The sequence below is a fragment of the Erythrobacter longus genome (assembly GCF_000715015.1).
Lineage (GTDB): Bacteria > Pseudomonadota > Alphaproteobacteria > Sphingomonadales > Sphingomonadaceae > Erythrobacter > Erythrobacter longus.
The window spans coordinates 210,611-223,931 of record NZ_JMIW01000001.1 but is presented as its reverse complement, the minus strand read 5'-3'; the positions used below and the strand labels follow the sequence as shown (position 1 = coordinate 223,931).

At 58.0% G+C, this 13,321-nt stretch carries 10 protein-coding genes and 1 tRNA gene; 9 read left to right on the top strand and 2 right to left on the bottom strand.

Annotation, left to right across the window (positions count from 1 at the left end):
* Positions 1 to 39 precede the first annotated feature (39 nt).
* The 9 genes from EH31_RS01060 to phoB all read left to right on the top strand — a co-directional run bounded on the left by EH31_RS01060 (position 40) and on the right by phoB (position 8,969).
* A tRNA-Glu gene (locus EH31_RS01060) sits at positions 40 to 114 on the top strand.
* 126 nt (positions 115 to 240) lie between these two features.
* Positions 241 to 1,440, top strand: a complete 1,200-nt coding sequence (locus EH31_RS01055; protein WP_034957579.1) for a sensor histidine kinase — start codon at positions 241 to 243, stop codon at positions 1,438 to 1,440.
* 130 nt (positions 1,441 to 1,570) lie between these two features.
* Positions 1,571 to 2,980: an OprO/OprP family phosphate-selective porin gene (locus EH31_RS01050; RefSeq protein WP_034957578.1), complete on the top strand. Its 1,410-nt coding sequence runs from the start codon at positions 1,571 to 1,573 to the stop codon at positions 2,978 to 2,980.
* 83 nt (positions 2,981 to 3,063) lie between these two features.
* The gene (locus tag EH31_RS01045; protein ID WP_034957577.1) at positions 3,064 to 4,110 is read left to right on the top strand and encodes a substrate-binding domain-containing protein; all 1,047 of its coding nucleotides are present in this window, start codon (positions 3,064 to 3,066) and stop codon (positions 4,108 to 4,110) included.
* Between the two features lie 26 nt (positions 4,111 to 4,136).
* On the top strand, positions 4,137 to 5,513 hold the full coding sequence (gene pstC / locus EH31_RS01040; protein WP_034957576.1) for a phosphate ABC transporter permease subunit PstC: 1,377 nt from the start codon (positions 4,137 to 4,139) through the stop codon (positions 5,511 to 5,513).
* Complete coding sequence (gene pstA / locus EH31_RS01035; protein WP_034957575.1) at positions 5,506 to 6,783, top strand: phosphate ABC transporter permease PstA; 1,278 nt, start codon at positions 5,506 to 5,508, stop codon at positions 6,781 to 6,783. The genes pstC and pstA overlap by 8 nt, the downstream gene beginning before the upstream one ends.
* Positions 6,784 to 6,821: 38 nt before the next feature.
* Entirely contained in the window at positions 6,822 to 7,568 is a 747-nt protein-coding gene (pstB, locus tag EH31_RS01030) for a phosphate ABC transporter ATP-binding protein PstB (protein WP_051698974.1), read from the top strand.
* Positions 7,568 to 8,236: a phosphate signaling complex protein PhoU gene (phoU, locus tag EH31_RS01025; RefSeq protein ID WP_034957573.1), complete on the top strand. Its 669-nt coding sequence runs from the start codon at positions 7,568 to 7,570 to the stop codon at positions 8,234 to 8,236. The genes pstB and phoU overlap by 1 nt, the downstream gene beginning before the upstream one ends.
* A gap of 43 nt (positions 8,237 to 8,279) precedes the next feature.
* Positions 8,280 to 8,969: a phosphate regulon transcriptional regulator PhoB gene (gene phoB, locus EH31_RS01020; protein ID WP_034957572.1), complete on the top strand. Its 690-nt coding sequence runs from the start codon at positions 8,280 to 8,282 to the stop codon at positions 8,967 to 8,969.
* Here phoB and EH31_RS01015 read toward each other — a convergent pair.
* Entirely contained in the window at positions 8,966 to 9,709 is a 744-nt protein-coding gene (locus EH31_RS01015) for an extensin-like domain-containing protein (protein ID WP_051698837.1), read from the bottom strand. The genes phoB and EH31_RS01015 overlap by 4 nt on opposite strands.
* Positions 9,710 to 9,718: 9 nt before the next feature.
* Positions 9,719 to 13,321 carry an error-prone DNA polymerase gene (locus EH31_RS01010; protein WP_034957571.1) on the bottom strand — a complete coding sequence of 1,201 codons (3,603 nt, stop codon included), beginning with the start codon at positions 13,319 to 13,321 and terminating at the stop codon, positions 9,719 to 9,721.

The following is a 13,321-nucleotide window of genomic DNA, read 5'->3' as shown; positions in this document are numbered from 1 at the left end:
CCATGAGCCCTCGTATCTGCGCGCTTCCGCAACGAGCGTGGCCCGTTCGTCTAGCGGTTAGGACGCGGCCCTTTCACGGCTGAAACACGGGTTCGATTCCCGTACGGGTCACCACCTCCCCCTCGCATTTTGTGCAGGGGCCCTTGCTTCCAAGGGTTTGCGACACGGTTTTTGACAAACCGGTGACATTCCCAAAATTCGCGTTTGATCTGAGCTTCCTTGCCGGTAGAGGCTTGAGCCATGGAAAACCGCCGCGCGATTCCTCAAACAGGCATTTGGCTCGCGATAGTCACGAGCGGGGCAATGCTGCTTTTTGGCCTTGACCCGGTGCTTGTTATTGCCGTCGCTGGGCTTTGGATCGGCTCGCTTTTCCTGGTGACCGGCACGCCGCCCGAATCGCGGGTGAAAAAGGATAAGAAGTCACTCAGCCTTTCTTCCATGCAAGAATTGCTCGAAAACTCATCAACGCCCGTCATTGTGACAGAGAGAAACACGATTGCGATCGCCAATCGTGCGGCCCGCAAGTTGCTTGGCAAGCATATTGTGGGACAAGATGCGCGGCTTGTTTTCCGCCAACCGGCGGCGATTGCGTTATTGGATCAAGAGCCGGGCGGTCAGGCAATCGTTCGCGGCCTTGCCCGGCGTCAGGATATCTGGCGGCTCAGTCGTCAGTCGATTGACGATGATCTCGCCGTGCTGGAGCTTATCAACCAGAGCGCGGAGGCAGACATCAGCCGCGCTCACACCGATTTTGTCGCAAATGCCAGCCACGAACTGCGCACCCCCCTCGCCTCGATTCTTGGATACGTCGAAACCTTGAGCGAAAGCGGCGCTGATTTTGACACGCCCACTTCGCAAAAGTTTCTGAACACCATTCAGCGCGAAGCGAGCAGGATGCAAAGCCTCATCAGCGATCTGATGAGCCTGTCGCGGGTCGAGGCGGAAAAGCACGATGTGCCGCAAAAGACCTTGGAACTTGCATCAGTGGTCGAACGCGCGGCCAAAGATGCTGCTGGATCTGAGCGGTTTGACAGGCTGAACATTCAGCTTGCCGAAACGCCCATCGTTCAAGGGGATGAGCCTCAGATCGAGCAGGTTATCCGTAATCTGGTCGATAATGCGCTCAAATACGGTAAGCCTGGCACACCGGTAGGCATCCGCATCGATCATTCGCGCCTTGGCGAAGCGCGCATCACGGTCAGCGATCAGGGCGAAGGCATTGCACCAGAGCACGTGCCGCATCTCACAAGGCGGTTCTATCGCACCGATCCCGGACGCAGCCGCGCATCAGGTGGAACCGGCCTTGGCCTTGCAATCGTAAAGCACATTGTCGAGCGTCACCGCGGGCGGCTTGACATCGAAAGCCAGGAGGGTGTTGGCACAAGGGTGATCGTGCGCTTGCCGATGGTCGATGAACCCACTCACGGGGCAAAGGCTTGAGCGGGTCGTACTGGGTTATCCACGACTGTCATTTTTCTGAAACACTAGAGTCATTTTCACGTCACATCGTGGTCATACTTGCCCCTCTTGTCAGTCGAGGTTTCCGGCTGATCAAAGAGGAACAAGAACAATGAGAACCCGAACGAAGGTCGCAATTTTTGCCGCGATTCTAAGTAGCTGCGTGTCGAGCCAGGCAATGGCGCAGCAGGCTGCGGCACAGGAATCCCAATCAAGCGAAGATGACATCGAATCGCTTCGCGCAGAGCTCATCCGCTTGTCACAACGCATTCAACAACTTGAAAGCAGCATCGCAAAGAATGCTCAGGATACTGAGATCGCGCAAAACGCTGCGGCCCAAGCGACCAGCATTGCACAATCCGCCTCGAAGGACGCAGAGGCAGCAAGCCTTGCGGTTAACTCTGCAACGCAGGTTACATTGAAAGGTGCGCCCGAGGTCAAAGACAACCGCGGCTTTACCTTCAAACCGCGCGGGCGCATCAACATCGACGCAGGCCTTGTCAGCTCACCTTCTTCAACCGGCGCAGATCAAAGCATCAATGCGATTGCGCGCCGTATCCGCCTTGGCGCGACCGGCGAGGTGCCCGGCGGCTTTGGCTATAAGATCGAGGTGGACTTTGCAGGCAACGAAGCCGTCCTGACCGATGCCATCGTCAGCTATAGCGATGGCGGCCTCACGCTTCAGGCAGGACAGTTCAACCCGTTCTGGGGCCTTGAAGAGATTTCCAGCAGCCTGCACACATCGTTTATCGAACGCTCGGCGTGGACAGATGTCTTTCCGCTTGAGCGCCGCGTTGGTGCGTCTGCTGCCTACGAAACCGGCGATTTCATGATTCAGGGCGGCGTTTTCAGCGACAACAGCGAAGATCTTCCCAATGACAATACAAGCTTCGATAGCCGCGTTGTCTATGCGCCAAAGTCCGGCTCGACCCAGCTCCACTTTGGCGGGTCCATGCACTACAATATGCTCGCAGAGGGCAGCGAGATTCGGTATCGTCAAGGTCCGCTTGTGCGCACGACCGACGACCGTTTCATCGACACCGGCAACTTTTCTGCGACAAGCGAGCTTGGCATCGGCCTTGAGGCCGCAGCAATTGCGGGGCCATTCCACGTCTCGCTCGAAGGCTACAACCAGAAGGTCTATCGCCCCGGCGCGCTTGGCAATCCCAGCTTCCTTGGCGCATCAGCGGAGGTCGGATATTTCCTGACGAAAGGCGACACCCGCGGATACAAGCTTGGCGAGTATGACAGGGTAAAACCGGTTAGCGAAGTGAGCGAAGGCGGCATTGGCGCGGTTCAGGTGAACTTTCGCTATGATTATCTCGACCTGAACTCAGAAGGTATCATCGGCGGTACGCAGGATAGTCTGCAAGCCTCGCTCATCTGGACTCCGACAGATTACACCCGGCTTTTGCTGAACTACGCTTTGATGGGATATGATAATTCCGCTCTCCCAACAGACACCGGCGATACGTCATACAACGCCCATGTCATCGGTGCGCGGGCACAAATCGATTTCTAAGCGCTGCATTACCAGCACCAAATGTCTCCAAACCGTAACATCAATCCCTACAGGCCTTTTAGGCAAACAATAGGAATACGCATATGAAACTCGCACAATCTGCCATTCTGCTGGCTGCATCGGCTCTCGCGCTCACTGCGTGTGGTGACGATCTGGGCACCGCGACAAGCCGTGACACTATCCGCTCGGTTGGCTCATCCACGGTCTTTCCATTTGCGAAAGCGGTTTCGGAATCGTTGGCGCGTTCAAACCCGGAACTGCCTGCTGTGGTTATCGAATCGACCGGTACCGGCGGCGGCATGAAGCTGTTTTGTTCAGGCGCAGGGCTTAACACCCCATCAGCCACCAACGCATCGCGCCGCATGAAGGCATCGGAATTTGCCGATTGTCAGGAAAACGGCGTTACCGAAGTGATCGAAATGCAAGTGGGTCTCGACGGGATCGCATTTGCTTCGGCACAAGGCGGTATCACGCTGAACCTCACACCAAAGATCGTTTACGAAGCGCTGGCAGCATCGCCTTACGGCGGTGAGCAGACAACCAAGACATGGGCCGATGTTGATCCATCGCTCCCTGCCCTGCCCATCCTCGTTTACGGTCCGCCCACCACATCGGGCACGCGCGATGCTCTTAAAGAGCTGATCCTTGAAGTGGGTTGTGAGAGCAATCCTGAAATGGAAGCATTGAAAGAGCAGGACGAAGACAAATACGACCAGGTTTGCACCGAAGTGCGCGCCGATGGCCTTTATGTCGATCAGGGCGAGCAGGATAACCTCATTGTGCAAAAGATCGAAGGCAATGAGAATGCTGTGGGCGTTTTTGGGTACTCATACCTCGAAGAAAACGGCGACAAAGTTCAAGGTCTTCCGATGAACGGGGTTGATCCAACCTACGAAAATATCTCTAGTTTTAAATACCCTGGCGCACGTCCGCTGTATGTTTACGTCAAGAAAGCGCACATCGGTGAAGTCCCCGGTTTGGCCGAATATCTGATGGAGTGGACAAAAATGTGGGAACGCGGTGGTCCTCTGGCTGCCATTGGACTAGTGGCATCGCCAGACGAGGTAATGGCTGCGAATCTCTCGGCCGCTACTAAGTACACGACCCTCGACGGGTCGCAGCTTAAGTAAGGCAATTTGTAAGTTAGGATAAGACGCTGACTGCTTCCTTCCTTTTGGTTCTGGGCCTGGCCCTTGCCGGATGGCTGTCAGCACGCAGCCGCGCATGGGCGCTGCGTGCCAATTCCGGCAGCAGGTTGGCCAGCCTTCCCAACTATCACGGTTGGTACGTGGGTCTTTGGATCTTCGTACCAACCATTATTTTTGTGTTCATCTGGGACGCGATTTCACCAAATCTCGTGATCCAGTCGGTGTTGGCCAGTCCAGCAGCCGATGGCCTGCCAGCGATCGACAGCGCTCGGCTGGACGCGTTGAGAGAAGCGCGCGCGGTTGCGTCCGGGGCGCTTGCCTCGACGACCAATCCCGACGCCCTTCCTATGGTTGCACCGTTTAGCGATGCGCTGTCGCAATATCGCTGGATCGGGATTGCCCTGACCGTGATTATTGCAGGCGCTGCGGGCGCTTGGTCCTACCTTCGGGTAAAACCTGATTTTGGCGCACGCACGCGGGTTGAGCGGGTCATTATGGCCATGCTGATCCTTGCCTCGCTCGTCGCTGTGTTCAGCACCTTTGGCATTCTGGCGAGCCTTATCTTTGAAACCTTCCGGTTCTTTGAGATGGTGTCGCCGATTGACTTCCTGTTCGGCACATTCTGGTCGCCTGACCCGATGGCGAACCCCGACAATCCCGACCCCACACGTTACGGTGCAATTCCGCTGTTCTGGGGCACGCTTTTGATCGGCGCGGTGATTGCGATGATTGTTGCGATCCCCGTCGGCATGATGAGCGCGATTTACCTCACCCAATACGCCCACCCGCGCTTCCGCGCCTGGGCAAAGCCCGCACTCGAAATCCTCGCAGGGGTTCCAACGGTTGTGTACGGCTATTTCGCTGCGCTGACCGTTGCACCGATGATCCGCGACATCGCCATGTCGGTGGGTATTGCCAACGCCTCATCTGAAAGCGCGCTTGCCGCAGGGCTTGTGATGGGCGTGATGATTATCCCGTTCGTTTCTTCCATGGCCGATGACAGCATCGCTGCCGTGCCCCAGGCGATGCGCGATGGCAGCCTTGCGATGGGCGCGACCACGTCCGAAACGATCAAGCAGGTTCTCGTTCCTGCCGCCCTTCCCGGTATTGTCGGCGGGGTGATGCTGGCGATCAGCCGCGCGATCGGTGAAACGATGATCGTGGTGATGGCGGCCTCGACCGCTGCCAATCTGTCTGCCAACCCGCTCGATTCCATGACCACCGTCACGGTGCAGATCGTTGCGATGCTAACCGGTGAAGGCAGCTTTGATCACCCAGCAACGCTTAGCGCCTTTGCGCTTGGCTTCATCCTGTTCCTTGTGACCTTGGCCCTCAACTTCGTCGCCTTGAGCGTCGTTAAAAGGTATCGCGAAGCTTATGAGTGATACTCTCGCCCCCACCGCCGGCAACGCGCCCGTAAATGCTCACGATACCGAACGGTTCGCGCAGCGTTTGAAAGTCCGCTACGCACAGGAGCGTCGCTTCAAGATGCTTGGTCTTGCCGCGATTTCCTTCTCGGTGATCGTGCTGATCGTGCTGCTTGCGAACATGGCGTTCAACGGCCTTGGCGGTTTCCAGCGCGCTGAATTGTCCGTCGAAATCGACTTTGTGCAAAGCGGCCTTACCGCGCCCGAGCAAGGCGCGACACCGGCTGAAACCATGCGCAGCCTTGATAATCAGGGCCTCCGCTCTGTGGTCTATGGCGCGGCTCAGGCTAGTCTTGGAAATGAAGGGGCCGAAGAGCTTAACAGCGAAGCCTGGCGCGAAGTGGCGGCGATGATCCATGCCAACCCGTCGATGTTGACGCGCAAGGAATTGCTTGAACTTCCCGCATCCGCAAACCTTTCGGCGGGGTATTCCGGCGAAGGCTCCACACAAATGCAGGAGCTTGCTAGCGACCTTTCTGCCAAAGGTTTGTTGGACAAGAATTTCGACTTCGGTTTCCTTGAAAGGTCGGACGCAACCGATCCACAACTTGCCGGTATCTGGGGCGCGCTCAAAGGGTCGGTGCTCACCATGCTGGTGACCTTTATGCTGGCCTTCCCGATCGGAATTATGGCTGCGCTTTACCTTGAGGAATACGCGCCAAAGAACCGCTGGTCTGATTTTCTTGAGGTGTCGATCAACAATTTGGCCGCTGTCCCATCGATCATCTTTGGTCTTTTGGGCCTGTTCTTTCTGATGACGGCCTTTCCAACCCTGCGCTCCACTCCGATCATTGCCGGGGTCACGCTTGCGCTGATGACGATGCCGGTGATCGTTATTTCCGGGCGTAACGCGATCAAGGCAGTGCCCCCGTCCATCCGTGATGGCGCGCTTGCCGTGGGCGCATCGCCTGTTCAAGTCGTGTTCCACCACGTCCTGCCCCTCGCGCTCCCCGGAATGCTGACCGGTACAATTATCGGCATGGCGCGTGCGTTGGGTGAAACGGCGCCGCTCATTCTGATTGGTTTGCGCGCTTTTGTCGCATCGCCGCCCGACGGATTTACCTCAGCCGCCACCGTTCTGCCGGTGCAAATCTTCCTGTGGTCCGATGAAATCGACCGCGGCTTTGTCGAGCGGACAAGTGCCGCTATTATCGTGCTTCTGATCGTCCTCCTGATGATGAATGGCCTCGCCATTTATCTGCGCAACAAGTTTGAGAAATCCTGGTGACTGTAATTCATCCCAATCTTGAAGCCGTCGACCCAAAGATGAGCGCCGAAGGCGTCTCTGTGTATTACGGCGACAAGCAAGCCATCAAAGACGTCTCTATCGCGATCCCTGCGAAATATGTGACGGCCTTTATCGGCCCATCAGGCTGCGGCAAATCGACATTCCTGCGGGCATTGAACCGCATGAATGATACGATCCCATCCGCCCGTGTCGAAGGTCAGATCGAGCTGGATGGCGAAGACATCTATTCAAACAAAATGGACGTGGTGCAATTGCGTGCCCGTGTCGGGATGGTGTTTCAAAAACCCAATCCCTTCCCCAAGTCGATTTATGACAACATCGCCTATGGCCCGCGCATCCACGGTATTTTTGAACAAAAGGGCGACCTTGACGGGATCGTTGAAAGCTCGCTGAGGCGCGCTGGCCTTTGGGATGAAGTCAAAGATCGCCTGAACGATCCGGGCACGGCGCTATCGGGCGGTCAGCAACAGCGTTTGTGCATTGCGCGCGCGATTGCGGTGGACCCGGAAGTCATCCTTATGGACGAGCCTTGCTCCGCGCTTGACCCGATTGCGACAGCGAAGATCGAAGAACTTATTGCAGAGCTTTCGAGCCGATATGCTATCGTCATCGTCACCCACTCCATGCAACAAGCGGCGCGTGTTTCTGATCGAACGGCGTTCTTCCACCTTGGTGAGATTGTTGAATACGGGCGTACGTCCGATATCTTCACCAACCCCATCGAGCAACGCACCAAAGACTATATCACTGGGCGATACGGCTAATGACAGACCATACAGTAAAGGCGTTCGACGAGGACATCACCCGGCTTCGCGGCCTCATCGGAGAGATGGGCGGCTTGGCCGAAGTGGCAATCGAAGAGGCACTCGCCTCGCTTGTCACGGGCGATAAGGAGCGCGCAAAAAAGGTCGTTGAAAGCGACAAGAAGCTCGACGAGCTCGAAATGCAGGTCGACAAGCTGGCGATCCGGGTGATCGCCCTTCGCGCGCCGATGGCCGATGACCTTCGCGAAGTGATCGCAGCGCTCAAAATCGCAGGCGTGGTTGAACGCATTGGCGACTATTCCAAGAACATCGCGAAACGCGTGGGCGAGATTGACGGCAAGGACCGATTTGAGCCTCTCACTTTGCTGCCCGCAATGGGCGAAGTGGCCGCCGAAATGGTGCACGATGTGCTTACCGCCTATGCCGCGCGCGACCCGGATCTGGCGCGCGAAGTGATCGCCACCGACAATAAGGTCGATGCTTTTTACAACAGCATTTTCCGCAATCTTGTCAGCCACATGATGGAAAACCCTGCCACCATTTCAAGCGCGGCGCAGCTGCTTTTCGTTGCGCGCAATCTGGAACGGATTGGCGACCACGCGACCAATGTCGCAGAAATGGTCCACTTCGCTGCAACAGGTGTTTACCCGCCAGAGGATGACCGCTGAGGTAGTTTTTTAGTACCTGTCGAAACCATAGGATGCCAAGCCGATGTTTGCCGCCAAATTGCTACTGGTTGAAGACGATCCTGCCCTTTCTGAATTGCTGGAATATCGGTTCCAGAATGAGGGGTATAACGTGCGATGCACCAAGGACGGCGATGATGCGCTTGTCCTTGCCCGCGAAGATGTGCCGGACCTTGTCATCCTCGACTGGATGATCGAAGGCACCAGCGGCATCGAAGTGTGCCGCCAATTGCGCCGCGACAAGGCGACCGCGCACGTGCCTATCATCATGCTCACCGCGCGTGAGACCGAAGACGACCGGGTGCGCGGGCTTGAAATGGGCGCTGATGACTATCTGACCAAACCCTTTTCCCCGCGAGAATTGCTGGCCCGTGTCGCTGCGGTAATGCGCCGCATTCGCCCGGCGCTTGCCGGTGAGAGCATCGAGGTCGGTGACATCAAACTGGACCCGGTCGCCCATAGGGTTCAACGGCGCGGTGAGGCTCTGAAGCTGGGCCCAACCGAATATCGGCTGCTGAAATTCTTCATGGAAAGCCCGGGCCGGGTTTTCAGCCGTGGTCAATTGCTGGATGGTGTCTGGGGCACGGGAAGCGATATCGAATTGCGCACCGTCGATGTGCACATCCGCCGCCTGCGCAAAGCGATTGAGATGGAAGGCGTCAAAGACCCGATCCGGACGGTGCGCTCTGCCGGATACGCGCTCGAACCGGCTTAACGGCAGGCTCCGACCCAGGTACCGCCCTGGTCAAAGTGAAAATGATCAGCGTGCGCCGCGTTGTAATCGGGTGAGAGCACCACTGCAAAAACACCGCAGGCATCATCGCGAATTTGGCGCAGGAAACGCGCCCGGTCCGCATCACCATCCCAATCATCGATCAGGCTGATGCGCCGTCCATCTTTCAGTACCACTGCGCTGATATCAATCGCGTTTCCGGTTGAATGCTCGCTCCACGCATTGGAGCTGCCCCCGCGCATCCGGCGGCAATTATAGACCCCCATATGTTCAAAATGGGAAAGCTCGCTTCCCAGTATTTCGCGCGCGGCAGGGGCAACGCTTTTCGCGCGCCATACTTCCAAAGCCGCAGCCACAGGGCATGTTGTCGCAGGCACGCTGGGGCGAAGCGGAAAGGAGGTAAGCTCAGTTCGGTCAGGCCGCGCACATGGCCCTTCGCCCGTCTCAGGCAGTGCACTGTACGCGATCTCACTGCGATCAAGGACGGCCCTGCAAGCCGGGATATCATCGCGTAGAGCGACAAGTTTCGTGGTGGTTGCAAGGCCAATGGGATGGCGCAAATCGAGCGGTGCAAGCGGGTTGTGTTGCGGGTGACGCTCTAGCCAGTTCCACCCCGCAAACCCCGCAAGCGCGCCGATACAGACCAAGGCCACGCTCAGAAAAGGCCGCTTACCGCCTGTGCGCTTGCGCTGTCTCGACTTTGATCGAGGTTTTCGTGCCATGCGTTTCCTTTAGTGAAAGTCCCGCGATTTAGGAATGATCCGGTGATTGCGCGGGTGCCCTCGTGAGGCTGGTAGCTCATCGATCATGTCGCGCGGATGTATCGCTTCGCGCGTCGCTGGCGCTTTTCGTCCCTGAAGCGGCGTGTTCACATGGTCTGCCCGGGCGAGCGGGGCGGTCAGCATATCATCAGACAGCGCGTAAAGTTGGTCGCTGGCATCGACCATATTTTGCGCGATCACGTGGATGACTTCATCGTCATATTCAACGCGCCCCCGCACCTCCATCAGCCGCGCGCCCATGACCACGCCGCGCTGTTTCTCTTTCAGGTCAGGCCACACCACAAGGTTCACCACCCCGGTCTCATCCTCCAGCGTGATAAAACACACGCCCTTGGCGCTGCCGGGGCGCTGACGGATGAGGACAACGCCTGCAACCTGTACCATGGAGCGATATTTGCGGTTCCTGAGGTCACAGGCGCGCACAAATCCGCGCTCGGCAAGACGCGGCCGCAGGAAAGCCATCGGATGCGCTTTCAGGCTCAACCGCGTGGTCTGATAATCGTTCACCACCTCTTCGGACATCGGCATTGTGGGAAGCTTCGTGGGCGATTTCTCCGCCCCTTCATCGCGCTCCTCAGCAGCCCGGAACAGCGGCAGGTCAGGCCCTGCAATAAGGCTGCGCGCATCCCAAAGGGCTTGGCGGCGAGACAGGTTCAGAGAGGTGAAAGCGTCCGCGCTCGCAAGCCGCTCGATATGCGGCGGCGAGAGCCCGGCGCGCTCACGCAGTTCAGCCACATCGCGATACGGGCCATTCTCTGTACGCTCTGCGACAAGCTGCGCGGCGATATGTTCATGCAAACCGTCAATTTGGCGCAGGCCCAGGCGCAGGGCGATGTGCCGGTCTTGGCGGCCCTGATTGCGCCCTGCCCACCCCGCTTCGCTAGGCAGCAAGCTGCCAAGCTTCGCTCCCCTCCCGCTTGCGGGAGGGGCAGTGAGACTGGCGTCGACATCGTCGGCGCTAGTCGCAGCGGGGTGGGCCTGCGCAATCTCCAGCGTACAATCCCACTCGCTTGCATTCACATCCACTGGCAACACCTCCACGCCGTGCTCCCTTGCATCGCGCACAATCTGAGCGGGCGCATAAAAGCCCATCGGCTGAGAGTTCAGCAAAGCTGCTGCAAAGGCCGCCGGGAAATGGCATTTGAGCCAGCTTGAAACATACACCAGATGCGCAAAAGACGCCGCGTGGCTTTCGGGAAAACCGTATTCGCCAAATCCCCTGATCTGGTTGAAGCACCGCTGAGCAAAGTCGCGTTCATAGCCGCGCGTGACCATCCGCTCGACCATCATGTCTTGCAGTTCATCCACCATCCCGCGCGACCGGAACGTCGCCATGGCTTTACGCAAACGGTTGGCCTCAAGCGACGAGAATTTGGCGGCATCAAGAGCGATTTTCATCGCCTGCTCCTGAAAAATCGGCACACCCAAAGTGCGCGCCAAGATGCTGGAAAGCTCATCAGGAGGACCGTGCGCTGGTGATGGCTTGGGGATCATCACCTGCTCTGCGCCCCGGCGGCGTTTGAGATAGGGGTGCACCATATCCCCTTGGATCGGCCCCGGGCGCACAATCGCGACCTGAATCACCAGATCATAAAACTCACGCGGACGAAGGCGCGGGAGCATGTTCATCTGCGCGCGGCTCTCCACCTGGAAAACACCCAGCGAATCTCCCTTTCGCAGCATCGCATAAGTCTCCGGATCCTCGCGCGGGACGGTGGCAAGCGTGAGAGTGCGGTCGTGGTGCGCGGTGAGCAGATCAAGGCATTTCTTGATGCAAGTGAGCATCCCCAGCGCCAGCACATCGACCTTGAGGATACCCAGAGCCTCAATATCGTCCTTGTCCCACTCGATGAAGCTGCGGTCGGGCATGGCGCCATTGCCAATCGGCACGGTTTCAGTGAGCGGCCCGTCGGTGAGGATAAACCCGCCCACATGCTGAGACAAATGGCGCGGCATGCCGATCATCTGTTCGGTCAATGCAAGCACGCGGCGAAGATGCGGGTCGCTCACGTCCAGACCGCTTTCGCCTGCGTGTTTCTCGCTAATCTCGCGGCCCCATGACCCCCAAACGCTTTTGGCAAGGCGCGCCGTCACGTCCTCAGACAGCCCCATCGCCTTGCCCACTTCGCGGATAGCCATTCGGGGACGATAGTGGATGACCGTTGCCGTCAGCCCGGCACGTGCTCGCCCATATTTGGCATAGATATACTGGATCACCTCCTCGCGCCGTTCATGCTCGAAATCGACGTCGATGTCGGGTGGTTCTTTACGTTCTTCAGAGATGAAGCGGTCGAAGAGGAGTTGATGCTTGGCAGGGTCTACACTGGTGATTTCAAGACAATAACAGACGGCAGAATTGGCCGCAGACCCCCTGCCCTGACACAGGATCGGCGGGTCGACGCTGCGCGCGAAATCGACGATGTCCTTGATGGTGAGAAAATATCGCGCAAGGTCGAGCTTGGCGATCAACGCCAGTTCGCGCTCCAACGTATCGTGGACACTGTCCGGCACGCCTTCAGGATAACGCCGGAGAGCCCCCGCCCATGTCTCCACCTCAAGATATTCCTGCGGGGTCATCCCATCAGGGTAAATTTCCTCTGGATATTCATATGAGAGTTCGTCGAGCGAAAAGTCGCAATTGTCCGCCACTTCGCGCGCAGCACGGATCGCATGGGGCCAGCGCGCGAACAGGCGCAGCATTTGCTCAGGCGATTTGAGGTGCCGTTCGGCATTGGCGTGGAGCAGATGCCCTGCCTCTGCCACCGTGGTCTTGTTCGCAATCGCTGTCATCACGTCCTGCAAAGGGCGACGCGAGGGGGCGTGGTAATGCACATCGTTGGTGGCGAGCAGGGTGAGGCCATTGTCGCGAGCAAGCGCGTCCAACCGATCAATGCGCGCGACATCATCTCCGCGGTAGAGATAGCTTGCAGCGAGGTGACGAAGGGTTGGCAGTTGCCGGGTGAGATCAGGGAGCAGTTTGGGGAAAGGCGCGGTGAGTTTCACCTTCTCCGCCACCCCATCTTCAGGTCGAAGGGGAACGACATTGCTTTCAACCTCGATGGTGATTGCGGCCTCCAGATCACCCGGCGGGAGAAGGATCAGCTGCACGCCTTCCGAATGCTCCGCGAGCATCGCAAGGCTGATCTCGCACACGCCTTTTTCCTGCCACTCCCCGTCAAGCGTCTGCATCCGCCCCTGGCTGATCAGGCGCGAGAGGCGGCCATAGGCAGCGCGGTCCTTCGGGTAGGCGAGGAAATGGAGCCCCTCGACCGTTTCAATGCGTGTGCCGATCACGGGCCGTAGTTTGAGGGTTTTGGCTTCCGTGTGGAGCCGCACGACCCCGGCCAAGCTGTTGCTATCTGCAATCCCCAGCGCATCATATCCCAGCGCCCGAGCGGTCATCGCAAGGTCCACCGCATCAGACGCGCCGCGAAGGAAGCTGAAACAACTCACCAGCCCCAGCTCCACAAAGGGCGCTTTGGATGGCGGCTCGATCAGGTCAGGATCAAGCGCAATCGTGCGTTTGTCAGGGGTGAGCGGAGCCTCGGGCAT